Source organism: Thainema salinarum CENA647 (genome assembly GCF_057732415.1).
Window position 1 is genome coordinate 1,877,961 of record NZ_JBYJZJ010000022.1, and the last position, 24,154, is coordinate 1,902,114.

A 24,154-nucleotide genomic window follows, 5' to 3' on the forward strand; every position below is an offset into this window, starting at 1 on the left:
AATGCCGTTAATTATTGCAGGTGAACGGAGCGGTGCAGGTAAAACCACCGTTACCTTGGCTATCTTGGCTGCGCTGCGTCAGCGTTCGTTGCAGAATAAGCAGAATCAGTTGAAGTGCGATCGCATTTCGTCTATCCAGTCATTCAAAGTGGGGCCGGATTATATTGACCCGATGTTTCACCAGGCGATCACCCAAGTTCCCTGCCGCAATTTAGATCCCGTCTTAACCTCGGAAGCCTATGTGCAGAAGTGCTTTGAGCGCCATGCTCAGCAGGCCGATTATGCCCTGGTCGAAGGAGTAATGGGTCTATTTGACGGGGCCACAGGTGAGAGTGATTTTGCGAGTACGGCCCACATTGCGCGATTGCTGAATTTGCCAATTTTGCTGGTAATTGATTGCAGTCGGCTGTCCCGATCCGTAGCTGCGATCTCGCATGGTTACCGCACGTTTGATCCTCGGCTTCAGTTTGCTGGGGTGGTGCTCAATCGCGTTGGTAGCGATCGACATTTGGACTTACTCAAGTCGGCACTGACGGCGGTGGATTTGCCGATTCTGGGTGTGCTGCGTCGCGATGATCAGATTCAAATTCCGGATCGGCATTTGGGACTGGTGCCGACAGCGGAGCTACCTGCGCTACAGGGCATCTTGGATAAGCTGACTCACATTGGCGAAACCTGTTTTGACTGGCAGCGATTACTGCCTCTGTTGAAAGTTGAAAGATCCCCCCTAAATAAGGGGACAAAAGACACTTCCCCTGCCCCCCTTTTTAAGGGGGGTGGCGCTAGCCGGGGGGATCGTACCCGTGGCGCTAGTAATAATAATCTTTCACCTGCATCATCTCAAATTCAAGCGACTGCTCGATCCTCCCTAGCCCCCCTTGATAAGGGGGGAAAAGATTTGGTGCGGATTGCAGTGGCGTGCGATCGCGCTTTCAGCTTCTACTATGCTGATAATCTGGAAATCCTAGAACAGCTTGGAGCAGAGCTACTGTTTTGGAGTCCGCTAACGGAATCTGTGCCGGAAACAGTTCAGGGTTTGTACTTTGGCGGCGGTTTCCCGGAGATGTTTGCGGCGGAGCTGAGTGGAAATCAGGCGGCGATTCACAGCGTACAGCAAGCGATTCAGCGAGGATTACCAACCTATGCAGAGTGCGGCGGACTGATGTATCTCTGTCAGCAACTTCAAGATTTTCAGGGACAAACGTGGCCGATGGTGGGGGCGTTGCCAACGGCGGCAGTGATGGGCAAGCGGCTCAGCTTGGGCTATCGACGAGCGACAGCGCAGCAGTCAAGTTACTTACTGGATGCGGGAGCAACCGTTTGGGGACATGAGTTCCATCGATCGCATTTGGCGGAGTTGCCAGAGCCACCTATGTGGCACTTCCAGCGTTACGACGCAACGGATGTGATTGGCGCAGAAGGCTGGAGCGTGGACAACGTATATGCATCGTACCTACACATGCACTGGGGCGAGCAGTTAGGCATCGCGCAACGATTTGTTGAGGCTGCAAAGGAATCCAGGAAAAGCTAATCGTCTCGTTGCCAAGGTGGGGTTTCTTGGGTGTAGTCAATTTTGCCCCATCGATCAAAGGGATAAATTCGCCATCGCAGTTCACCGAAGATTTCATTACGCGGAACGATAAAGCTTGTAGGGCGAATTATGCCTTCATCGTAGAAGTTACGAACTAGGTAGTATTCGTCTTCAGATAGCTGGACTGGGCCTTCTAAATCATGTTCAGCAGGAAGTTGGGCATAGTCTTCTTGTAGGGGTCGTCCATTGATGTAGATTTGCTGGTCTTGAATAGTAACTGATTCACCTGGTAGGCCAGCTACCCACATTAGGAGGCTGCCTTCAGGGACAGTTCTCAAGAGAAGATCGCCTCGTTCGGCGCGTCCAAAGCGAGTTGAAACGATATCCGAAATTGCAATCTCACCATTTTGGAGCGTAGGACTAAAGGAATCAGAAATTGCAGAGTTAATTGGTTGGAAGCTGCTAGACAGCAATCCGATAAACAAACTGATCAGGGCTAGCTTCGAAATTAAAGTAAACCAACTTTCAGATTTTTTAGTTTTATTCGGAACTGGGATATTACGACTAATCAAATGCTGGCGAAGCAAATCGTGAATGAAGCGATAGCGTCCACCAACGCGATACAGTAGCCGCAAATCAACACCGTAGTCTAAAAGCGGGGTGTAGTGTTTAGGGATCTTGCCACTCATTAACAAAATAAGCCGCAGAACAAAATGCTGCACTAGAAACAATCCGCCACCTACCCAAAAGCCAAATAAGAGTCCACCCCCTACGGCATAAAACGGCACATTGCTCCAGTCAAAGCCGCGTCCTTGCACAACATCCAAGGCTGAAAACAGGACTACTCCCCCTGGACTAGTGAGCAGCGATAACAAGACAAAATTTTTCTGTGAGTCACGAATTGCTTGGTCGGGCCGTGTTCGTAGCCGAACATCTTGTCGTTGCATTCCGACAATCAGCCCGACAATCAGCCCGGCAATCAGCCCTCCAATCAGCCCTCCAATCAGCCCGAAAATCAGCCCTCCAATCAGCCCGAAAATCAGCCCTCCAATCAGCCCTCCAATCAGCCCGAAAATCAGCCCTCCAATCAGCCCTCCAATCAGCCCGAAAATCAGCCCTCTCTGTAGTCCTGACGGACTCCAATCGAGAGGCTCGGTAGGCGATATGCTATCCAGCCCGAAAATCAGCCCGGCAATCAGCCCTCCAATCAGCCCGAAAATCAGCCCTCCAATCAGCCCGAAAATCAGCCCTCCAATCAGCCGATACAGCCACCGCTGCCAGGTGGCTGTGAGCCAGTTGGGTTGTAAGTGCTCAAGCGAAAATTCTGTGCGGTTGTCGGCTTTGAGCTGAACGGCTAGCCAGGTTAAATAGTGTCGGGTTTGGTTTGGTTCAAAGGGGGGGGCGTTGTGTTTTTGTTGATAACGAGTAAAACGCTGTTGAATGTAAGCTTCAAACAGATCCGATTGACTGCGAATGGGGGTGTTTTCCTGTCGCGCAATCACCAACATCGACAGCAACAGTGGCGATCTTAGACCAGTTGGTTGTCCAGTTGTGGGATCAAAGGGTTCATCTAACAGGGCTTTTAATTCGGGTGATTGCTGAATTTCATTCCACACATATCCCCGCTGAATATCCTGTAAAAACCGTTGAATTTGCCCATCACTCAATGCTTGCAAATATACAGCCTGATCAAGGGCATTTAGCAATTCACCACCAATTTCAAAATCATAACGACGGCAGCAAACGATCAAATTTGGATAATGCTCTTTTGCAACAAACTGATTAATTCGCTCAATGGCTTGCCGCTGCCCAACATAGCCCAGCTCATCCAAACCATCGAACAACAGCACCAGTTGCCGAGTTTCTAACCAGCGATAGCCAACAATAGGCGGAATATTGTATTTATCTTTAAGCTGCAAAACGACCCAATCTGGCAGCGATAGCAAAGCGGTTTGCCAAGCCGATAGCTCCAGCAAAATAGGAATTCGAGCTTTATTATCTGCCTCTGAAACTGATGATTGCGCCTGCTCCAGCAGTGTAACGGCCATTTCAGTCAGCAACGTAGTTTTACCAGATCCGGGTTCGCCCAAAATCAGCAAGCGTCTGACTCGATTTTCTGCGACTGCTTCAACCAGCGCTTGAAACGAAAGATCTTCTAAGTTCTTGGGGAGTTCGAATGTTGAACTGCCTGTCGAACGGCCTAACAGAGAAGCCGGAATTTGCTTAATCCGTGACCACAACTGTTGCCATCCGCGTTCCAGTTGCTGCTCAGCAACATCCCTACTAACGTCTGAATTTGCTTCAGCCGGAATATTTCTAAATTCACCAACTCGTTCTGGCTGTTCTTCCGCTGCAAGATTCGCCAAACCAACCGATGAATTATTTGAATCTCTTGGGGTCCATTCCCCGCCGCTCTGCGGCGTAAGATCTAAGAATGAGTGAGTACATCCACAAGAGTCATAACGTAACAGTTTTGCTATACCACTTAGTGTTTCCAGCAAAGTATCGACGGGTTGTGTTTGATGAGCAAGTAGATGCGGTTCTGCGAGAGGTCTGCCTCGAAATCGAGAAACGCTACGAGGTGAAGTTTGTCGAAATTGGAGTGGACAAAGACCATGTCCATTTTCTAGTGCAGTCCGTGCCGACCTATAGTGTGACCAAACTGGTAACGATGCTGAAAAGTTTAACTGCACGAGAAGTCTTCAAACGATGCCCTCAAGTGAAGCAGAAACTTTGGGGAGGCGAGTTTTGGAGTGATGGATATTTTGCGAGTACAGTAGGCCGCCACGGGGATGAAGGAATGATCGCCAAATATGTTCAAGCCCAAGGCAAAGATTACCTCAAATTGCATCGGGATAATCAACTTGCTCTTTTTTGATTCTGATACCCCGTCCGCTTGCGGCGGGGTATTTCATTTCAAACTTTCAATCAAGCTTTCTCGCAGCGGCAAATTATTGCGACGGCGATCCCGAAATTCATCCGTCAGTGCATTCAAAAGGTCTTGCCGATAATCTCGTCCCGCTTCAGTTGCTAAATCTTCTGCTAAACGAGAGTTACGCCTTGTCCACCACAACTGACCAAGCTGGCCAATCTCAACCACCAGCAACGTACCAAAAACAGCACACCCTAGTCGCAGCCACTGTATTAGTTCTGGCTTGGCATCCATCGCAGCCAGAATAATGCCTAATGCCGTCACCCAAACCAACATCCGCAGAATGCGCCAATTCCGTCCGGGTAGATCCCGCAATTCAGGCAGTTGATTGATTAAATAGCCAGATACAGTGGTAAATAATCCCACCAGAATGAGCGCAACTAAGTCGGGCATGGGCGATGCTTTCAGACCAACACTAACTCTCTTGTGTAGTTATCCCTAAAACACCACCCAAACCGCCAGTTTTTTGCCGTAGGCTTAATATTTCTGCATTTCCTTGGCTGTTGTCCCCGATGCTGTGGCGTCGGCGTACTTGGCGTAGGCTTGGATGTGGAACTCGGCGGGCTGCATCGTTTCCTGCATGACCGGATGAGCCTGCATGGTTTCCCACCACTGCTGGAGCATTGTGCATTCATCGGGAATCGAGACGTTGCGATAATGTGCGATCGCAGGCCATCGCTCAAACCAGGGAGCAAAGGAAATATCTACCAAACTCAGGTCAGAGCCGAGCCAGTAGGGGCCACCGTTGGAAAATTTGCGGAGTCCTTCGTTTTCCATAAACCGCAGATGGTTTTGCAGCTCGTCACTCCATTCCTGCTGTTTAGCCGGATCTTGCGAGAGCAGCAGCTTGTAAAACGCCGTGGTGAATTTGGAGTTAGCGAACTCAATCCAAATGCGCGCCAGTGCTCGCTGACCGGGATCGGTGGGCATCAGGTGCGGTTTTGGAAAGACTTCATCTAGATATTCATTGATGATGGCGGATTCCCAAATCCGGTTTTCGCCGTGTTTTAGGACTGGAACCTTGCCATAGGGTGAAATGTCCAGAAAATCGGCGGGTTTGTTCTGCAAATCAATCTCATTCAGGTCAAAATCGATTCCTTTAATCATCAGCGTCATGCGGCTGCGCTGAGCATAGGGACAGACGTGAGCGCTATAAATTTGCACAGGTGCCATCAGAAATTGCCTCGCGGATTTCAGTGTGAACAGGTTTCTCCCTTTACAATTTATCTGCTGAGTTCACATTTGCCCGGTCTGCCCCATGACTGATATTGATCTCAAGGTCACAACGTATGAGCGCGATCGCACATCGATTAACACCATTCGCACCCAGGTTTTTCAGCTGGAACAGGGCGTTGATCCGGCATTGGAGTTTGATGGGAAAGATGAAACAGCGCAGCATGTAGTGGCCTACGTGGACGGACAACCCGCCGCAACGGCGCGGATTCGGCAGCTAACCCCCCATTTGGCCAAGCTGGAACGGGTGGCGGTTCTCAAGCCCTTTCGCGGTTTGGGGCTGGGTAAGCAGGTGACGCTGAAGGCGCTGGAGTGGATGCGATCTCAATCGATTTCGACCGTCAAGATTCACGCTCAGACCCCCGTGCAGGGATTTTATGAGAAGCTGGGGTTTGTGCCGCGCGGCGCGGGGTTTGAGGAAGCGGGCATTCCTCACATTGAAATGTTTAAAGTGCTGACACCGCGCATCGTGTCGCTGATTCCCAGTGCGACGGAAATTGTGGACTGCTTGGGTTTGACGGATTATTTAGTGGCGCGATCTCACGAGTGCGACTATCCGGCTGCGGTGCAAAATCTGCCTGCCTGCACTCATCCTAAGTTCAATCCCAAAGGCACCAGCGGCGAAATTCACGACCGGGTGACAAACCTGCTGCAAACTGCACTCAGCGTCTACCAGATTGAAACCGATGTGCTGGAAACGCTCCAGCCGACACACATTTTGACCCAGGCCCAGTGCGAGGTTTGTGCAGTGAGTCTAGCCGATGTGGAGCAGGCGGTGGCGGATTTGACCCACAGTTACGCGCAGATTATCTCGCTCCAGCCCAGTACGCTGGTCGAGGTGTGGCAGGATATTCAGCGGGTGGCGGATTGTTTGGGTGTAGGGGATAGGGGGAGAAGTGCGATCGCAACTCTCCAACACCGAGTTACTAGCATTCAAACCCAAACTCAGAACATTCCAAAATCCGACCGTCCCCGCATCGCCTGCATCGAATGGACAGATCCGCTGATGGCAGCAGGCAACTGGATTCCAGAACTCGTCGATCTCGCAGGCGGAATCTCTCTATTCGGCACGGTTGGCGAACACTCACCCTGGCTGAACTGGGAGGAGCTAATCGCGGCGAACCCAGACGTACTGGTAATCATGCCCTGCGGGTATGATTTGCATCAAACGCAGCAGGACGCGGAAAACCTGCGCCGCCATTCGGCCTGGTCTTCTCTGACCGCTGTGCAATCGGGACAGATTTACATTACAGACGGCAACCAGTACTTCAACCGCCCAGGGCCACGCCTAGTTGATTCACTGGAAATCTTGGCCGAAATCTTACACCCGTCGCGATTTCAGTTTGGTTATGAGGGTAAGGGCTGGCAGAAGCTGGTGTAGATTGAGCGTCAGTATGTAAGACCGAAACAACGCTTGGAAATGTTAGATTTCGCGGTGTTCAACCCAGCCTACAACTTCTCCCTCTCCCTAAATCCCTCGCCCACGCTTGGGAGAGGGACTTTACATGCTTGGCTCCCCGGCTCCCTTGCCCCCTTGCTCCAACGCTTCACTCCTCACGCCTTACCAACTTACCGACTCGCCCGATTTAAGGCTGTAATCCGTTCTGCGTTGTTAAACACATCCCGACCATGCAGCTCAGGCAGCGGCGGACTGGCTTCGATTTTGAGTACGTTTTCCACGTTGACGAAGACCGTTTGCTCAGGGAGGTGGAAAATCCACCAGGGCGATTCTAGAAAATGCCGAATGTTCATGTGAAACTGCTGTCCAGTAGCGGCTTCCTCACCCACGGGCTGGTGAACCATGAAAGATTCACTGTGCCCGTCTTTATAGTAGATGGTTAGCTGAGTTGGGTAAGTTTGGCTCTCTTCGCTGTACACGGGTTTCTTATCTCCTCTGCGTTCGGAATGATTCACGCTGCTGATCATAACGAGGAGCGATTTGGCTGCTAACAATGAGACAAATACTGTTACATTGCGCCGTTAGCGAACCTGTCTGGAACTGGAAACGATTTGATGACAGCTTGCACAAGAGCCAACCTGCACGGGCGTTTCAAATTCAACATCTGGATGAAGCGCTTGGAAAAATCGCGATCGCGCCACTCGATAGGTTAAAGGTTCATTGTCTTCATATAGTCGAGAAAAGGTTTGCAGATATTCCCACATGGCCTGCTGTCGGAGACTATCGGGCAGTTGAATCTGCCGCCCATAGTGTTGGGAGGAGGTAATAATTTCTCGCCACGCCTGACTGGGAAGCACCTGAGGCGGCAACGCGACATGGCAGCTTCCGCACTGCTGAACATACACTTCTGCGCCAAGCTGATACTGTTCAGGGATCGGGTCAACGGGCTGGGCAAACTGCTGGATATCGGGCTGAGCAATTGAATCCAGTTGAGCATGAGCGAGCCCCCAGCCTAATCCGCCGCTCCATAGCAACACCGCCGTGAAGAGAACGACGGGTGCGAGCTGAAATCGCTGCTGACTAGGTTGGAGCGTAGATTTGAACACCGATATAAGCTGAACCAAAAAACGCTGTAGGCGACGGATCATGGGTTGAATCACAGAAAACGGTACTCCTCAGAATGTCATGATGCCACGAGCTTTTTACTTAGGACATACTTACAGTCCTGAATTTTCAGATTATCCTGATTAGAGATGTGGGCTTTACAGTTATTAATGTGGGGCCACTCCTTTGCACCGTACTGGAACCCTTTTGGATTTTGGTACAGGATGCGAGGCTATCAAGATTGGGTATCGACATGATGATTATGCAAGCTTGGACGATGTAAGTCGGCCTGAAGTTTCAGCAATTGGCCCGCTTGATGGTGTTTTACTAATCACGTTTTACTGATTGCGTTTAATTAAACAAGCGTTTGTGTTAAAGGGAAATCAGCCAAGCATGGATTGTCGTCATATTCAGTTCCAATACAGTCAGTCGGTATCGGATATTCCTTTAGACCAGCTCCAAGCATTGTTTCAAACAGCGGCATTTTGGGCCAAGCATCGCGATATTCCAGGACTTGCGATCGCAATTGAAAACAGTAATCCCGTTGTCACCGTTTGGGATCATCAGCGGCTGATCGGCTTTGCCCGAGCCACGTCTGACGGTATTTACCGGGCGACGATTTGGGACGTGGTCATTCATCCGGACTATCAGGGTGCTGGACTCGGTCGCAAGCTGGTGCAAACGGTGCTCAGCCATCCCAAGGTCAGCCAGGTTGAGCGTGTGTATCTGATGACGACCAACCAGCAAGAGTTCTACAAGCGCATTGGCTTTGATCTCAATGCCACCACGACACTGGTGCTGCACAATCAGCCGATGGAAGAACTGCCGACGCCCGTATCAACCGAAATTTCGCACGGCTCATAAACTGAAAACATCAAAGCGAGTCGCCGCATCGCGGCGACTCGCTTTAAAGAATGGACGTGATGTTATTCGCCGTAAAAGTGGCCGTCGGGTAGAACGGTAGTGCGATCGCAGATTGCTAGTTCGAGAGTAACTCCCTTGGCCCGGAACAAGTTGCAGTTTTGCATCTGGGCTTGCTGTAAAACTGCGCCCTCTAGATTAGCCTCTTGCAAATCGGCTCCATTCAAATTGGCCCCGCGTAAATCGGCTCCCCGTAAATCGGCCCCCCGTAAACTGGCACCTACCAAATCTGCATATTGCAAGTTACTGCGCTGCAAAATACAGCGAAACAAGTTGGCCTCCGCCAGCTTAGCCGCACTCAGCACTGCGCCATACAAATTAGCGTTGCTCATTTCAGCCCCAGATAAATCCGCCTGACTCAAGTTCGCTTGACTGAAGTTTGCATACGCAACATCTGCTTGCCGGATACAGCTCTGCGTCAGATTAATCTGGCGCAAATCGCGATCAAACAGATTGCAGTTCACAATTTCCAAATTGGAAAAATCGCGCTGCCCATCACTATAGGCTTGTATAAGCTGTTCCGCACTAATTTGGCGCATATGCAACATGCAAGAAGATGCCACGACGAAATCGCCCAACAACATACGCCACAAAAGGCGCTGGTCGCTAGGCTGAGCATATATACTCAGTACATTCAGATCCTATGGGGTAAGTTGCGTTACAAAGCGTTACTTAATGTTTTTTTCAAAATCTGAAAGGCCGAAGCGTAGGTAATGTAAGGGTTTAAGAAAACTTATACTTGTATAAAGTAGTCTAAATCTCATCCCGCTAGGAACGTGGCTTCAATAAATCGGCAAACTGTAGGGGTGGGTTTAATAGACCAATCTGCACCTTGTCATAGATTTGACGGCAAAACCCGCCCTGATCAAATATTGAACGTCTTCAATTCACAATTCTAGGGAATCTGCACAGTAAATTGCCCCGGACTGAGCACGGAAATGACGCCGCCCCACGTACACATACATTTGCAGTTGTTATTCAGTGCTGGGAAATTATTGATCAGGACAGTGGGGGAACCCGGTATCCAAGGAGCAGGCGTCACCGGAATGCAGGGCATTGGCGTTAAAACACCCAATGCGGCGGCTGTGGCAGCAGCAACGGTGGGATTTGTAACTGTGGTACACATGCCAAACGGCAAGATATTCACGATCGGTGCATGATCCATAATCGTGGCCGCCAACGGCCCCCCATCCATCACCGGCATACCTTTGGGAATAACCATCAGGCTACTGGGAGCCACGCCAAAACTGCACTGCAAAGTCGCACCCATCACAACTTGAATCGCCATTGTGCTTACTCCTCTAGTTAATCTTGACTAGACTGCCTTTGACGTTGGTGATGCCGCTGGCCTGAACGGTGACAATGGCTCCTTCAAAATTGGCGGTGCCTGTTGCTTTGGCTTTGACTTGTAATCCCGTAATTTCGACACCGGAATTGCTAATCACAATTTTGTTGTTGCCGACCTTCAGCGTGATATTGGTCGTCGCCTCAATCGTGATGTTGCCGCCATTAATATTGATGTTGTTTGACGTGCCGCTGCCGCCTGATTTGACGTTGATTTTGCCCTGGGATGTCCAGTCACAGGTTGAGCCATTGTCATCTAGCAGAAACTCATGACCGCCCTGGGTCTTAATTTGAATCTTTTTATTCTGGTCATCCAGCTTCAGAAAGTGACCCTCTTTGGTTTTCAGCTCTGCATACTTTTCGGTGTCATTCAAGCTGAGCTGATGGCCGTAGACAGTTTGGGTATAGACGCCTTTTTTGATAGAGTCTTTATCCTCTTCTACAAAGCGGAGAATATGTCCGGTGCGCGTTTTGAAGGTGCGCAGCCGCACTTTGCCACCCACCACACTGTCTGCCACCGCTTCGGGCGTGGCATCTTTACCGTTCCAGACGCCACCGATTACGAAGGGGCGGTGGATGTCACCATGCTCAAAGGCAACCAGGACTTCATCGTTAATCTCCGGCAGACAGTCAAAGCCGCGACTGCTGCCTGCGCCCATGTTGACAACGCGCGCCCAGTTGCTCATGTGTTCTTCGGTCAGAGTGGGAAACTTAACGCGGACGCGGCCCCAACCTTTGGGGTCATTATTATCAGCCACAATGCCAATCATGCAGGTTTGCCCTGGATGAAGCTGGGTCGGCGGCGATAGCGTTTGCAGCAGATCGCCACCCCGTAGTCCCCGCACGCTGAACTCGGTGATATAGTGCCGCTCGTGAAACAAATGACGAGTTTCCGTCACATAGTACGTGCCGCTGTACTTGCCCATGTTGGCCAGTTCAACTAGCTTGCCGGGACGAATTAGAGGATTGCCTTCGCTGCGAGCATCGGCATGAACAAACTCGCCGCCAAGTTCGTTACACAACGCAGTTGCGATCGCTTTTGCTTCGGTAGATTGTGAAACGGGTCGATCTACCACAATCAGCTTGGGCGAGGACGGTTTGCCCTGGAAGCTGCTGCTGGTGCTGCTGCCTTTCCCTGTTTCAGTGGTGGTAAAAACGGTATCGGGACTGCTAATGACTTCTGAGATCGCTTCCTTTTTGCTGTAGTCCCAGCCGCGCACCTCGACGCTGCTCACCTGCTCGGCGCTGGTGACGCGCACCCGGAAGCTGTGCAAATCCTTCAGCCATTCCAGGGATACAGTGCTCCCTTTTTGTGGCTTGCGAAAGTTGAGCTTACCGTCCTGTACAAATAACTCGTAGCCATTGCGCGCGGCGCGATCGCGCAGGAATTCCATATTGGTTTGGTTTTCCTGAAACACATAGCCACTGGCCCCGCCAATATCGCCATAGCCGTATGGCCCACCCGTGCTGTCGATCGTCCCCGTCGCGATGCCAACCTCTCCAGCAATTTGATTAACGATATCGGTGTCGGTCTTGTTCTGAAATGAGCGGTTGTAGCGCCCTCGATGCAGCCGATGCGAGGCATCATAACCCCTAATGATCAGGGGAGCCTGAGAACCGCTGGTGAAGTGGGTTTCAATGGCGGTGATTTCACCCTTTAGGACATTGCCCTGATCGGCTTCATTATAGTCATCCGACTCGGTGGCGCTGGAAATAAAGCCAATTTCAATTGTTTTGCCAATTTCAAACAGCGACTCGTGTTTCCAGGCTTCGTCTTCGTCTCGGCCCGGAAAGTAGTCGTTCTTGATCACCAGCGTAAACATGCCAGGTAGATGCAAACTTTCCTCAACTGAAATTTGCAGGATATCCTCCAGCAGGTCGGCAGAGGCATCCTGGCCATCAATTTTCAGGATTGGCTTGGCGATATAAGACGTTGCAGTTGGCATAAAGCAAAGACGGCAGCAACACAGTCGGTGACTAAAAGGTGATGGGAGGCCAAAAGTCAGAAATTTCTGACCGTTGGTTGTAAGTCCTTCTGTTGGGGGATTCTATGCAACCTGCTCAGTCAATACCATTCGACAAAGGTCGAATACGCATCTGGGTTGGCCGCAGTATGGAAAAGTTATTTGTCAGGGGCACAGTCTACCCAATTGAGGACTATCTGCCTAAAAAAAATATTGCCGATTCACCGCTACAGAATCGTTGGAAAGTTTTATTCAGACAGCATTTTGCTCAAATTGTCCCCGTTTTGGGTACAGCTGCTGTGGCAGGATTAGTGCTTTTTCCTATATGGCTGATGATGGCCTCGACTTTTGCTGACATAGACAAATGGGCGCTGCTACAGCGCTACTGGGTCGGTTTACTTGGCGGCAGCTTGATTGTAGTTGCGATCGCAAATTTAGCTGCCCGCTATCTGCGTCCCGTTGGCATGTTTCTCTACACCGTTGTTGCCTCATCGCGCCCTCTTCCCTTCGATGTTGCACAGTGGCAATCAGCCAGCTATCGCAACGACCGTCATAATCTCAAAGACACCGCACGAGTCCAGATGGTAGACGACCTGCTGCACCAGTACGATTTTGTTGGCTCACCCTCTACGGCTGTGTTTGCACTGCTGGGACAGCCAACCGAAGTTTCCCTCTTTTCAGAATGGGACATCCTCTACTTTCTAGGCCCCGAACCCAGCTTATTCAGTACATCTCATCTCTGGCTAGGGTTTCAGCTTGATGATCAGCAGCGAGTGACCAATTGTCAGGTGGTGTCTGACTAGGTGAGTTGGGGGAGTATGGTTGAGTGCTGAGTACTGGGTTTTAAGTTTTGGGTACTGGTTACTAGTGGTCAGTCAATAAAAGGATGACGGGTAAAAGAGTAAGATGAAGTCAGTGCAATCAAGGTGCTGACATGGTCAAAAAGTACATCGTAAGCTTAAGCGAAGCAGAACGACAAGAACTCGAACAAATGGTTAAAACGGGCAAACGAGCGGCTTATACGATCAATCATGCCCGGATTCTCCTGAAAGCAGATTGCAATCAACCAAGTGGGAGTTGGCGTGACCAGGAGATTAAAGATGCCTTTGGCATGAGTATCAGAACGATTGAGCGGGTGCGTCAGCAATTTGTCGAGGAAGGACTGGAAGCGGCGCTGAAGTGCCGTCCCGGTGGCGGTCGAAAACGGAAATTAAATGGCGAGGTTGAGGCGCATTTGATTGCATTGCGCTGTAGCGAGGTTCCGAAGGGAAAGGGGCGATGGACATTGCGGTTGCTAGCAGATCAGATGGTCGAGTTGAACTATGTTGAGCAACTGAGCCATGAGAGTGTGCGACAAGTGCTGAAAAAAACGAACTGCAACCCTGGCGACAAGAGTGCTGGGTAATTCCGCCTGAACAATCAGCCGAGTTTGTCTGGCGCATGGAATGCGTGTTGGAGGTGTATCAAACAGCTTACAATCCCAAGATTCCTGTGATTTGCATTGATGAGGCAACCAAACAATTAGTCAAAGAAACCCTGGTTCCCATTCCTGCTGAACGGGGACACCCCAAACGCTTCAATTATGAATATGAACGCAATGGTACAGCGAATCTGTTTATGATTTGTGAGCCAATGGTGGGATGGCGGCGGGTGGAAGTGACGCAGCACCGCACGGCACTCGATTATGCTCACTTGCTCAAAACGTTGGTTGATTCAGATTATGTTCAGGCAGAGAAACTGATTGTGATTCAAGATAATCTCAATACCCATTCGCCCGCATCGCTCTACAAAGCGTTTGAGCCACAAGAAGCACAGCGAATCTTGAGTCGGTTGGACTTTTGTCATACGCCCAAGCATGGAAGTTGGTTGAATATGGCAGAAATCGAATTGAGTATTCTCAGTCGTCAATGTTTAGATCGTCGTATTCCTGATTTGGAGACGCTCAAATCCGAGGTTGATGCCTGGCAGGACAATCGTAATCACGAAGAAACCTGGATTGATTGGCGGTTTACAACAGCCGATGCCAGGGTTAAATTACATAGACTTTACCCGTCAATTATTAATTGACTGAACACTAGGTACTAGGTACTGGTCTTTTGTAGCCTTCTACAGCCCTTTTAACCCTCACTCCTTGTATGTTGAGAGAAGAGAGGTAGACCGACCCTCCTGAGATGCGAGACATCGTGCGAGAGCCAGGGTCGCCTCTCAACTTGATACCCCAAACTCGGATCATCGGCAGGGACAAAGAGATCCCGAATGACGCAAGGCTGAGTTGTGTGTATCGTCCATCTAGAATTCGCTACAAGGAGAGTACTATGTGCGCGCAATCAACCGACTCAAGGTCATCAGCCGTCAAGCAGTGGGTCGGCATTGATGTGTGTAAACGGTGGCTGGATGTTTATGTTAGACCGTCTGGAGAGAACTTCCGAGTGAGCAACAGCAGTGAGGGAATTGAGGATTTAACCCGTCGGTTGGCCAAGCCGTCGCAGGTGGGTCGCATCATCGTTGAAGCCACAGGTGGCTATGAGCGACACATCGCGCTTGCAGCACAGCAGCAGGGCTATGCACTAGCGGTGATCAACGCCAAGCAAGCTCGCAACTTTGCCAGAGCTGCCAATCAACTGGCTAAGACCGACCGAATCGATGCGGCGATCCTCGCCTGGTTTGGCGAAGCGATGCAGCCTCCGCTACGACCGTTGGCCAGTGAGGCTCACCAACAGTTACAGGATGCGGTGACCCGTCGCCGCCAATTAGTGGAGATGCTCACCATGGAGCGCAACCGTTTAGCTGGACTGCGAGGTCCCGCTCAGGAAGACGTTCAAGCCCATATCGACTGGCTCAAAGACCGCATCAGCGACCTTGACCAAGCGATTGATGAGCAAGTGGAACACAACCAACAGTGGCAGCAGCACCAGGCTCAACTGACCTCTGTTCCAGGTGTCGGTCAGGTGGTTGCCAACACCCTGTTGGCTCTGCTGCCGGAGCTAGGAACGCTCTCACACCGTCAAATTGCCGCTCTCGTTGGGGTGGCTCCGCTCAATCGCGATAGTGGGCAAAAGCGAGGGCAGCGCTCGATCTTTGGTGGCCGCAAACCCGTTCGGCAGATGCTCTACATGGCCACTCTAGTTGCAGTTCGTTACAACCCTGTCATCAAAGCCTTTTATGAGCGGCTGCAACAGCGTGGCAAGTTAGCCAAAGTCGCCCGCATTGCCGCTATGCACAAGCTGCTGACGATCCTCAATGCCATGCTCAAGCACGGCACGCACTGGCAACCACCGGAGGCTGCTATGACGTAATTGACCTCCTTTCGACTTGACTTTTAAGATAATCGCTCTCGCCTCACTCTTTAAATGCTGATATCTAGATTCAATGGCTGGGAACTTCTAATGTAAAGCTGATTGCAAACCGAGAGTGTGCCGAAAAGTACCCTCTCGGTTTGTATCTACAGTTTATGCAACTAATTCTCAACAAATTTATTGCAAGTCTATTGCAATAGCTCCTTTGGTCAGTTATGCTCGTTAGTGTTGGCTTGCATCTAGAGCAGCCCGGTCAGTGCGTAAAGCGACTGACTTATTCTTTGCCTAATTTTGGGTGCGATCGCAGTAGTTTTACCGATTGCAGCGGTTACTGACGGTTTGGTCTAGCTTATCCTGAGCCAACTGAGCCTGGTTCTACGCCTAGCTGTCGCTCAAAGTTGAGAATTACTAGCAGCTAATAAGTCAAAATACCACAACATGCTCATTAAAGCCCACGTCAAATCCATGCACCATCAGCCTGCACCCGTAGGTCATCGTCTGTACGCTGTATTCGAAACAGCAGAACAGGATGTTTTAGGTATTTGGACGAGCATCAAATCTCAGGACGTGCTTCAGGTTGGCGATCAGGTACTGCTGGAACGGAACCGCTCTGGACACTTGCGCTTAGCATTAAGACCTTTACCCTATGCAGCGCAGCTAAGTATTTTTGGTTTTCTTAACCGCACTCTGTTGCGATCGCAACAGGCGGCTTCCTACGTTGATCCAGCCGACCCAGCATCCATGCAATCTCAACCCTCTGGTTGGCGACGAGATATTCGATGACGTTACCAGCGTTATGAATCTGACGGTACTGAAGAATTTAGATTGTTAGAGCCCCTATGGATTTTATAGATACTAATTTTCAAATCAACAGCGTTTCTCAAATTGAGTGGATCGAACGCTGGAATATTTATAACCGATTGCAGGAGCTAGCCATTCCCTGCACCTGTAGCATTGGACAACCCCTGCGCATACAGGTTGAAACAGCAGGAGCAGCCGTTCAGTTGTGGAGCGTTGTGCAGCAGTTTGTAGCTCCTCGCTTAGACAAGATTGATTATTTAGAGCGATGTTGGCAACAGTGCAGACCGTAAAGCATAGGCCGCATGAGCATTCGTGCAACACGCATTCATAACCATACAAACTTTTACAAACAGTACCTATTTACACTTATCTACCCAGTAACAGCAACTAATCGTGATGCCTACAACAGCAAACCCCCAAGCCGCATATGCACCGCAAGGACAGGTCTTAAAAGGACAATATGTCGAAGCCTTCCGCTCTAGCAAAGGCAAAATCAAGGGCTTATGGCTACAGAATGGAGAGCAAAAATGCACCGTTCAATTGCCCAAGTACTTACGACCGATGCTGGTGCGCGAACTCGAACCGGGTGCATATATCCAAGTTTGGGCCTATCCAGATGAGGGTAACTGGCGCGGGATTCATATCCTACCCCTCACTCCACAGGAAATTGAAGCGCTGCCGATAGAGGATATCAGCCTGCCCAACTACACCGCTTCTGCTCCGCCTACCTGCCAACGCATCAAGGTTTGCGGCAAAGGAAGCTGTTGCAAGCGAGGCGGTGGCGAGATTTTTCAGGCGCTCCAGCAAGAAGTTGCAGCGAATCCCAACTTGCAAAACATCGAGATTGAATCAACAGGATGCTTAAAGGCTTGTAAGCGTGGCCCTAACATAAAACTGCCGTCGGGCGAAATCGTCAGTTTTGCTCGACCCGAAATGGCCAAACCGCTGCTGGAAAATCTAGCTAATTCAACACCTTATCCTAAAAAATCCTTGCGAAAGGCAGACTAATCTACCCCTTCGCAAGGATTGGCAAAAGCTAGGTTAATTGGGATGCAGTTTATTCAGGCTGATGCAGCGATTACCAGCCTAGTTTGAGACTATCCTGAGTCAGGAAATGATCTAGATGATAAGCTCGTTCTTCCGTTTTCAGCAGAATCTTTTCATACAGATAGCGAGTTGCGCGATCGCCCAAACTTTCAGCCTGAGACGCTTGCCGCCGCAATAGCTCAATGATGGACTGCTCAGCCTTGAGATCATGCTCAATTATTAAACGGCAGCGGAAAACATCATCGAATTCCTGCTCAAAACAGCACAGCTCGGCAAGTTTGCTGAACGTGCTAGCTGGAACGCCCCCTAAACCATGTAATCGTTCACCCACATCATGGGCGTGCTCCTGTACCTCTTCATAACTTTCTGAGAAGTAGTTGTGGAGCATGTAGTATTCAGAACCCTCAACTACAAAATGATGCTTTTGATACTGCAAGTACAGACCTAAAAAACTGGCATATGCAATTCCTAGTCCCTCACAGATGGGTTCTGTAATATTCTTTTCTAACAGAATAGGGTTGTCAGCAATTTCGTTAAAGGACTGTAATAGAGTCTCAGTAATCGGCATATATTCTTTCCTCGACTAACAGCAAACAGGAGTAGTAGGTCATGCCTAAACAATCTTTTTGAGCTTAGCGTTAATTTCAAAAATTAGCTGTCAATCTTTTCTTAAAAACAGAATTCAACGTCAGTAACTCAGTAGCTAGTAAGCCCTAATTGAGAATTGGTTTCGATTTTCGAATTTTTGGAATTTTTTAGAATTATCTTAGCAAACGGACATCTTGTATGAGTTTAGTTGAAAATTTCTTTCATTAGCTTTCATCCTAAATTTTGGGAGGACGCATGAATTTATATTTGCTAAGGCAATTAACTTTGAAAAACTCTATTCTATATTTCGCAATATTCACAGCATTAACTCAAGTTTAGCAATGCAAATATGAAAACCTGATCGAAATAAACTTCATTATAAACTTCATTACTTTAGAACTTAGTTGATGATGCAAAATCAAAGCGCTGTCTCAATGATGTCAAATTTCCCAGAAGACGAAAAATTGTTTAGATCCCTACTGAATCAAGAGGGATTCCGATTTACGATTCAGCGCCAGCGGATTTTAGACCTCTTCAAAACTTGTGATGAAGGGCAGCATTTAAGTGCGGAAGAAATCCATCAGTATTTGTCTAATCAGGGAGCAAGTGTAAGCCTCTCAACCATCTATCGAGCGCTGCACGTCATGGTTGACTTGAATTTGCTGCGAGAACTAGAGCTAGCTGAAGGCAAAAAATACTACGAACTTAGCGTCTCTCATTCCAGTAATCACCACCATCTTGTTTGTGTGGAGTGTGGTGCTGTCGTTGAGTTTGAAGAAGATTTAATGGCTCAAATTGGCTCTAGCCAAACGGAAACGCGGGGGTATGCGCTATTAGACTGCCAGTTTACAATTTATGGCATTTGTCCTAAGTGCCAGTAAGCCACTGTGTTGATTTTGGATTTTGGATTGGCGATTTTGGATGGGTAATTTTGAATGGGGTGGCGTGTACTGTACAGAGCATCATAATAAACCCCACTATATAAGTCCTGCTTGGGTTAGGAACTTGATGAAATTGCGCTTTCGTTTGTAATTTGTGCTCATTTCAGTCAATAACGTGTCGAATTCGGTTTGGCGATTCAGTCTCGCCATGAGGTCTTTGATCTGCACCAGCAAATCAACAGCTTGAAGGTATGCATCGTTGTTAGTTTGATTAATTAACGGTTCAACTGCAGGCAAGTAAACGGATAACGCATCTTCAGGATGGTCAGCCGCCCGCCGCTCAGCCAGTCGCATCCAGAGATTGCGATGACAACCACCCGTTAGAGCTGCTTGCCATGCCTGATCGATATTGCTTTCCCACAGATAAATCTCGACCAACAGTGAGTAATCCCTGTGGCTGTACCCGAATCGTTGTCCGTAGGTGCTTTGCTTCGATTGCCGAGCCTCATCCGTCTTTTGCTGAACCTGTGCTAGGGCTTGCGATCGCAGTTCCGGCCACTTATTGGCCTTCTCAGCCTGCCGTTTCAGCTTTTGATAAAGAGGCAGCGAAGGACTAGAGGTGAAATCTCGCCAGACGATGTTCACCGCATCATCGACTCGTCCCTGCTGTTCGTAGGCCGTGACTAAAAAATCGCCCAGTTGACCTGTCAAATAGTCATTCTTAAAGGCTTCTAGTCCTTCTTCTGCCCATGCGATCGCATCTTCAGTTCGATTAGCATCTTGATACAGTCGGGCGATTTGCAGATAGCGAGAGGATTGGGAGAGGTCTTTCGCGATCACAGTGACTAAATCCTCTAGGTTACCAGTGTGGGCAACCAGCGTTTCTTTCATCCGGTTTAGCTGTGAGCGGCGATAGTTAAAGCTGTGACGCTCCGACTGGCTAATGGGTGGCAGTTTCTCCCATTCTTCATCGACCAGCTCTTGATAGGCCTCGCGCCCCGCTTCACCCAGGATGTCGGCGTAGGTTTCCAAAGCGTTATAGAAAAAGCCATATCCCGACGCTAGCTCCATGCGAAACAGGCGCTGGGCCAAGGCGCGCGGATTGGGCTTCGCCCGTTCGCAAGCCCGGTAGTGCAGCTCTTGTACCTGATCCATAATGGTGCCGAGGTAGCCGGAGGAGTCATCAACCGAGTTCAGCGCATCGTCCAATAAATCCATGGCCTCTTCGCTCAGCTCAATGACTTCACTGGCATAGCCCGCTTCGAATAGCTCCTCTAAACCATCAACTGCCGATTGCACCTGATTGGAGTAATCATAGGCGGCATAGTAATCAACGAAGTCGCCAACTGCGATCGCATTTCTCAGCACCCGGCGAAAGGTGTTGATATCCGCTCCTGACCGCTGTTGAAACGCGGCTTTCATCAGCAGTTTTTCTCGCCAGTGGCTATCTTCCATCGCCTGATCGAGAATCATTTGTACCAATGTTTCTCGATCGTGCTGCGCTAAATAATCATGCACGTCCTGCATGGTGGTTCCAGTTTTGGCGGGTGCATCACCAGCGGGACGATAAGACGGCGGTTCGTCAATCCACGATAGAGCGACCGCGACACAGTGTTTACAGAACCAGCCCTCTACTCCCACTGGACAGGTGCAGCGATGCTTCAATTCTGCATCTTCTAACCAAAGCTGAACCTGATAGGCTTCCGTGCCGTAGACATCAGCAGTAATGCGATCGCCATATTGAGCCAGAGAATGAACTGCGCCCCGCTCGAAGTAGTCAACACCTCGCTCATAGGATTGCTGACCTGCCACCTTGAGCAGCAAATCATCGTCCAGAATGTCGCTGAAGGTCGTCATGGCTGGATTCCTAACGCACACCTAGTTCCATCTTGCCAGAAAGTTAGGTGGTGGAGTTGGAGGTGCGATCTCAACTTCAGGATCAATAGGATCAATCATCAATCATCCTGTTGAGTTGAAATGTTTAAATCCCAAAGGCTATGCTACAAATACTACATAGTGCTGTATTTTATCGTGTCTCAAAATCAAGCCCCAATCAACCTCATCCTGCCTGTCGGTACACAAGTTGTAAGTCGTGTTGAAGTCAAAGGCGCGACGGGTGAAGTGGTGTGTTTGCGCGGCTCGGTAGGAGTGATTCTCAAATCGCCAACCGATAATTCCCACAGCTACCAGGTTGAACTGTTAAACGGAGCGGTCATTAGTCTAAAGCGGCTTGAATTCAGCATTCGGAAGCATTTTCAAAAAGCTGGACTAGAGACACCTGAAACGGCATTAGATGAATTGAATCTGTTTGATTATGTCATCTACCGTTGCGTCGTTGGTTCTAGAGCGTATGGCTTGGATGATGCTCACTCTGATACCGATCGTCGCGGTATTTATCTCCCTCCAGCAGAGATGTACTGGTCGCTTTACGGTGTTCCGGAGCAGATTGAGCATAAAGAAGCACAAGAGTGCTATTGGGAACTTCAGAAATTTTTGATTCTGGCGCTCAAGGCCAACCCAAACGTTTTGGAATGTTTATATACCCCTCTGATTGAAACAGCAACACCACTGGCTGAAGAGTTGTTGAGCATACGGGATGTCTTTCTCTCACAACTGGTTTATCAAACCTACAACAGCTACGTGCTGTCTCAATTCAAAAAGATGGAGCAAGATCTCCGCACCAGAGGCACTATTCGCTGGAAGCACGCCATGCATTTGATTCGCCTGCTGCTATCGGGTATTACGATTTTGAAGCAGGGGTTTGTACCTGTTCGAGCAGAGGATTATCGCGATCGCTTGCTTGCCATTAAATATCAGCAAATGTCTTGGGATGAGGTTAATCAGTGGCGTTTACGTTTACATGCCGAATTTGACCACACGTTTGCCACAACGCATCTACCCGAACGACCTGATTACGAAAAGGCCAATGCGTTTTTAATTCATGCAAGGCAAAGCATGGCGAATGAATGCTTGGCCTAGAAATTCTATGGATGAATATCTATATGAATACGCATCAAACCGATCCTCGGATCGTTCATGTTATTTCTCAACAGCCTTATCCACTGCTGTTTGTAACCATTAGTGGTGCCCACCTATATGGATTTCCTTCGCCTGACTCTGACTCTGACCTGCGAGGAATCCACCTGCTGCCTTTATCTGAACTTGTTGGTTTGAGGATAGGACAAGAGACCATAGAAGTGTCTTGTTTAGAAAAAGAACTGCAAATTGACTTAGTGACCCATGAAGCCAAAAAGTTTTTTAAGCTGTTGCTCAGACGTAATGGGTATGTGCTAGAGCAGCTATATTCACCCTTAGTTGTTCAAACAACAACTGAGCATAATGAACTCAAGCAAATTGCTAAAAGTTGTATTACCCGTCATCACAGTCATCATTATCTCGGATTCGCCAAAACACAATGGCGACTTTTCGAAAAAGAAAATCCCCCGCGAGTGAAGCCGTTACTGTACGTTTATCGTGTACTGCTTACCGGCATTCATCTCATGCAGACTGGAATGATTGAAGCCAATTTAGTCACGCTAAACGAGAAGTTTCAACTACCCTATTTAGCTGATTTGATTCAGATTAAGGTGACAGGGGGAGAGAAAGCTACGTTGACCGCCGATGCTGTAGCCTTTCATCAGCAAGACTATCTTCGGCTCTGCCAAATGCTGGAAGCAGCAAGCCAGTCGAGCTATTTACCGAATGAGCCTTCTGCCCAGTCAGATTTGCATGATTTGCTACTGCGATTGCGGTTAGGATAGTCATCTCACTGCCATTGTCCGTAAACCTGTGTCTTCATCTGTGATTGAACTCGAAGTCCAAATTCCTTATATCAAACGGTTAGATCGCTGGTTGGCTGATCAACTGCCAGAGCATTCGCGATCGCGATTACAAAAACTCATCGAAGACGGCTGGGTGCAGCTCAATGGAGCTACCTGCACGACCAAAAAAGCACCCATTCAAGCGGGCGATCGGGTGCGGCTCGAAATTCCGCCAGCGGAACCGACGGAGCTGAAGGCACAAGAAATTCCGCTGGATGTGCTGTACGAAGACGAATCGATGCTAATTGTCAATAAGCCTGCTGGCTTAGTCGTGCATCCTGGCCCTGGCCATACGGATGGAACGCTGGTTAATGCACTGCTGGCCCACTGCCAGTCATTCGCCCAGCTATCGAGCTTAAACATCGGCGGCGAGCAGCGTCCAGGCATCGTGCATCGGCTGGATCGGGATACCACAGGAGCGATGGTCGTCGCGAAAACCGACGCCGCATTGCGCCATCTGCAAGATCAAATTCGAGCCAAGTCAGCGCGACGAGAATATCTCGGTGTGGTCTACGGTGCGCCCAGTTGCGATCGCGGTTCCATTGATGCCCCGATTGGTCGCCATCCGGTAGATCGTAAGAAGATGGCAGTTGTGGACAATGACGAAAAAGGCCGCAGAGCCGTCACCCACTGGCAGGTTAAAGAGCGTCTGGGCAACTATACGCTGATCCACTTTCAGCTTGATACGGGACGAACCCATCAAATTCGGGTACACAGCGCCCACATCGGCCATCCCATCGTCGGTGATCCAATGTACGGCTCCGGTCGTTCGATTGGCGTCAACTTGGAAGGACAAGCGCTGCACGCTTGGAAGTTGAGCTTAATTCACCCAGTCTCAGAACAGCCGATTCAGGTCACAGCCCCGCTACCAGAAGAGTTTGAGCGCCTATTGCAAATTCTGCGACGGCGAGCCGCATCATCTTAATTCGTCGTAAAGTGCGATCGCAACTGCCCTATAAATACTGTAGGATAGCCGTCTTGACTAGTACTTGTTTAGCGAAACACTCTGGCAGATCCCCCTAAATCCCCTTAAAAAGCAGGGTGGTTTTATTTAGGCAGAGAATAATTTAGAACCATAAACGTTGCGTAGGGGCGAATGGCCATTCGCCCCTACCAGATACGTGAAATGGCGACTCTAGAATTTATTTTGGCAAAATGAACCCACCCTGCCTAAATCCCCCAAAAAGGGGGGCTTCGAGCTAGTGGTGGTATAGCCCCTTTTTCAAGGGGGCGGCGACAGCGGGGGATCGTACAACTACGCTCAACACATACCAAAAATCTTGAAAGAGGTT

General features: G+C 49.4%; 24 protein-coding genes. 14 read left to right on the forward strand and 10 right to left on the reverse strand.

Annotated features, from left to right (window positions below; all coding sequences use genetic code 11):
* The first annotated feature begins 1 nt into the window (after position 1).
* The gene (locus tag AC286M_RS15120) at positions 2–1,531 is read left to right on the forward strand and encodes a cobyrinic acid a,c-diamide synthase CobB (protein ID WP_488205176.1); all 1,530 of its coding nucleotides are present in this window, start codon (positions 2–4) and stop codon (positions 1,529–1,531) included.
* Here the strand turns inward: AC286M_RS15120 and AC286M_RS15125 are convergent.
* Positions 1,528–3,897, reverse strand: a complete 2,370-nt coding sequence (locus AC286M_RS15125) for a S26 family signal peptidase (protein WP_488205177.1) — start codon at positions 3,895–3,897, stop codon at positions 1,528–1,530. The two genes, AC286M_RS15120 and AC286M_RS15125, sit on opposite strands and share 4 nt — an antisense overlap.
* 68 nt (positions 3,898–3,965) lie before the next feature.
* Between AC286M_RS15125 and tnpA the strand changes: the two genes are divergently transcribed.
* Entirely contained in the window at positions 3,966–4,409 is a 444-nt protein-coding gene (gene tnpA, locus AC286M_RS15130; RefSeq protein WP_488202591.1) for an IS200/IS605 family transposase, read from the forward strand.
* A gap of 33 nt (positions 4,410–4,442) precedes the next feature.
* On the opposite strand, the gene AC286M_RS15135 is transcribed toward tnpA, so the two are convergent.
* Together AC286M_RS15135 and AC286M_RS15140 are read right to left on the reverse strand one after the other, a co-directional pair.
* On the reverse strand, positions 4,443–4,856 hold the full coding sequence (locus AC286M_RS15135) for a hypothetical protein (RefSeq protein WP_488205178.1): 414 nt from the start codon (positions 4,854–4,856) through the stop codon (positions 4,443–4,445).
* 84 nt (positions 4,857–4,940) lie between these two features.
* Entirely contained in the window at positions 4,941–5,636 is a 696-nt protein-coding gene (locus AC286M_RS15140; protein WP_488205179.1) for a glutathione S-transferase family protein, read from the reverse strand.
* An 85-nt stretch (positions 5,637–5,721) separates the two neighbouring features.
* Between AC286M_RS15140 and AC286M_RS15145 the strand changes: the two genes are divergently transcribed.
* Positions 5,722–7,077, forward strand: coding sequence for a GNAT family N-acetyltransferase (locus AC286M_RS15145; RefSeq protein ID WP_488205180.1), 1,356 nt, complete (start codon positions 5,722–5,724; stop codon positions 7,075–7,077).
* A 188-nt stretch (positions 7,078–7,265) separates the two neighbouring features.
* Here AC286M_RS15145 and AC286M_RS15150 read toward each other — a convergent pair whose 3' ends face one another.
* Entirely contained in the window at positions 7,266–7,574 is a 309-nt protein-coding gene (locus AC286M_RS15150; protein WP_488205181.1) for a hypothetical protein, read from the reverse strand.
* 102 nt (positions 7,575–7,676) lie between these two features.
* Entirely contained in the window at positions 7,677–8,255 is a 579-nt protein-coding gene (locus AC286M_RS15155) for a hypothetical protein (protein WP_488205182.1), read from the reverse strand.
* Between the two features lie 337 nt (positions 8,256–8,592).
* On the opposite strand from AC286M_RS15155, the gene AC286M_RS15160 reads away from it, so the two are divergent.
* Complete coding sequence (locus AC286M_RS15160) at positions 8,593–9,063, forward strand: GNAT family N-acetyltransferase (RefSeq protein ID WP_488205183.1); 471 nt, start codon at positions 8,593–8,595, stop codon at positions 9,061–9,063.
* A gap of 62 nt (positions 9,064–9,125) precedes the next feature.
* Here the strand turns inward: AC286M_RS15160 and AC286M_RS15165 are convergent, their stop codons facing one another.
* The 3 genes from AC286M_RS15165 to AC286M_RS15175 form a co-directional block, all read right to left on the reverse strand.
* Positions 9,126–9,659, reverse strand: coding sequence for a pentapeptide repeat-containing protein (locus AC286M_RS15165; RefSeq protein WP_488205184.1), 534 nt, complete (start codon positions 9,657–9,659; stop codon positions 9,126–9,128).
* Between the two features lie 356 nt (positions 9,660–10,015).
* A complete protein-coding gene (locus AC286M_RS15170; protein ID WP_488205185.1) occupies positions 10,016–10,408 on the reverse strand; it encodes a DUF4280 domain-containing protein in 393 nt (130 codons plus the stop codon).
* A 13-nt stretch (positions 10,409–10,421) separates the two neighbouring features.
* Complete coding sequence (locus AC286M_RS15175) at positions 10,422–12,410, reverse strand: VgrG-related protein (RefSeq protein WP_488205186.1); 1,989 nt, start codon at positions 12,408–12,410, stop codon at positions 10,422–10,424.
* A gap of 167 nt (positions 12,411–12,577) precedes the next feature.
* Here AC286M_RS15175 and AC286M_RS15180 point away from each other — a divergent pair, with 167 nt between their 5' ends.
* The 6 genes from AC286M_RS15180 (at position 12,578) to AC286M_RS15205 (ending at position 17,533) form a co-directional block, all read left to right on the forward strand.
* The gene (locus tag AC286M_RS15180; RefSeq protein WP_488205187.1) at positions 12,578–13,231 is read left to right on the forward strand and encodes a hypothetical protein; all 654 of its coding nucleotides are present in this window, start codon (positions 12,578–12,580) and stop codon (positions 13,229–13,231) included.
* Between the two features lie 131 nt (positions 13,232–13,362).
* Positions 13,363–14,495, forward strand: a protein-coding gene (locus AC286M_RS15185) for an IS630 family transposase (RefSeq protein ID WP_488204380.1) whose coding sequence is annotated in 2 segments (ribosomal slippage) — positions 13,363–13,789 and positions 13,789–14,495 — 1,134 coding nt in all. Because the reading frame shifts where the segments join, the coding sequence is not laid out codon by codon here.
* A 248-nt stretch (positions 14,496–14,743) separates the two neighbouring features.
* A complete protein-coding gene (locus AC286M_RS15190) occupies positions 14,744–15,724 on the forward strand; it encodes an IS110 family RNA-guided transposase (RefSeq protein ID WP_488202946.1) in 981 nt (326 codons plus the stop codon).
* A 438-nt stretch (positions 15,725–16,162) separates the two neighbouring features.
* Complete coding sequence (locus tag AC286M_RS15195) at positions 16,163–16,507, forward strand: hypothetical protein (protein WP_488205188.1); 345 nt, start codon at positions 16,163–16,165, stop codon at positions 16,505–16,507.
* Positions 16,508–16,563: 56 nt separating this feature from the next.
* Entirely contained in the window at positions 16,564–16,815 is a 252-nt protein-coding gene (locus tag AC286M_RS15200) for an Asr1405/Asl0597 family protein (RefSeq protein ID WP_488205189.1), read from the forward strand.
* A 106-nt stretch (positions 16,816–16,921) separates the two neighbouring features.
* On the forward strand, positions 16,922–17,533 hold the full coding sequence (locus AC286M_RS15205) for a (2Fe-2S) ferredoxin domain-containing protein (protein ID WP_488208838.1): 612 nt from the start codon (positions 16,922–16,924) through the stop codon (positions 17,531–17,533).
* A gap of 70 nt (positions 17,534–17,603) precedes the next feature.
* On the opposite strand, the gene dpsA is transcribed toward AC286M_RS15205, so the two are convergent.
* Positions 17,604–18,140 carry a DNA starvation/stress protection protein DpsA gene (dpsA, locus tag AC286M_RS15210; RefSeq protein ID WP_488205190.1) on the reverse strand — a complete coding sequence of 179 codons (537 nt, stop codon included), beginning with the start codon at positions 18,138–18,140 and terminating at the stop codon, positions 17,604–17,606.
* A gap of 484 nt (positions 18,141–18,624) precedes the next feature.
* On the opposite strand from dpsA, the gene AC286M_RS15215 reads away from it, so the two are divergent.
* Positions 18,625–19,041 (forward strand): Fur family transcriptional regulator, encoded by a 417-nt coding sequence (locus AC286M_RS15215; RefSeq protein WP_488205191.1) that lies wholly within the window; start codon positions 18,625–18,627, stop codon positions 19,039–19,041.
* A 96-nt stretch (positions 19,042–19,137) separates the two neighbouring features.
* Here the strand turns inward: AC286M_RS15215 and AC286M_RS15220 are convergent, their stop codons facing one another.
* Positions 19,138–20,898 carry an SWIM zinc finger family protein gene (locus AC286M_RS15220; protein ID WP_488205192.1) on the reverse strand — a complete coding sequence of 587 codons (1,761 nt, stop codon included), beginning with the start codon at positions 20,896–20,898 and terminating at the stop codon, positions 19,138–19,140.
* Between the two features lie 174 nt (positions 20,899–21,072).
* Here AC286M_RS15220 and AC286M_RS15225 point away from each other — a divergent pair, with 174 nt between their 5' ends.
* Genes AC286M_RS15225 through AC286M_RS15235 form a run of 3 tightly spaced genes read left to right on the forward strand, consistent with a single transcriptional unit; the run spans position 21,073 to position 23,787 of the window.
* Entirely contained in the window at positions 21,073–22,020 is a 948-nt protein-coding gene (locus AC286M_RS15225) for a nucleotidyltransferase domain-containing protein (protein ID WP_488205193.1), read from the forward strand.
* Positions 22,021–22,043: 23 nt separating this feature from the next.
* Entirely contained in the window at positions 22,044–22,802 is a 759-nt protein-coding gene (locus AC286M_RS15230; protein ID WP_488205194.1) for a nucleotidyltransferase domain-containing protein, read from the forward strand.
* A 28-nt stretch (positions 22,803–22,830) separates the two neighbouring features.
* The gene (locus AC286M_RS15235) at positions 22,831–23,787 is read left to right on the forward strand and encodes an RluA family pseudouridine synthase (RefSeq protein WP_488205195.1); all 957 of its coding nucleotides are present in this window, start codon (positions 22,831–22,833) and stop codon (positions 23,785–23,787) included.
* Positions 23,788–24,154 lie beyond the last annotated feature (367 nt).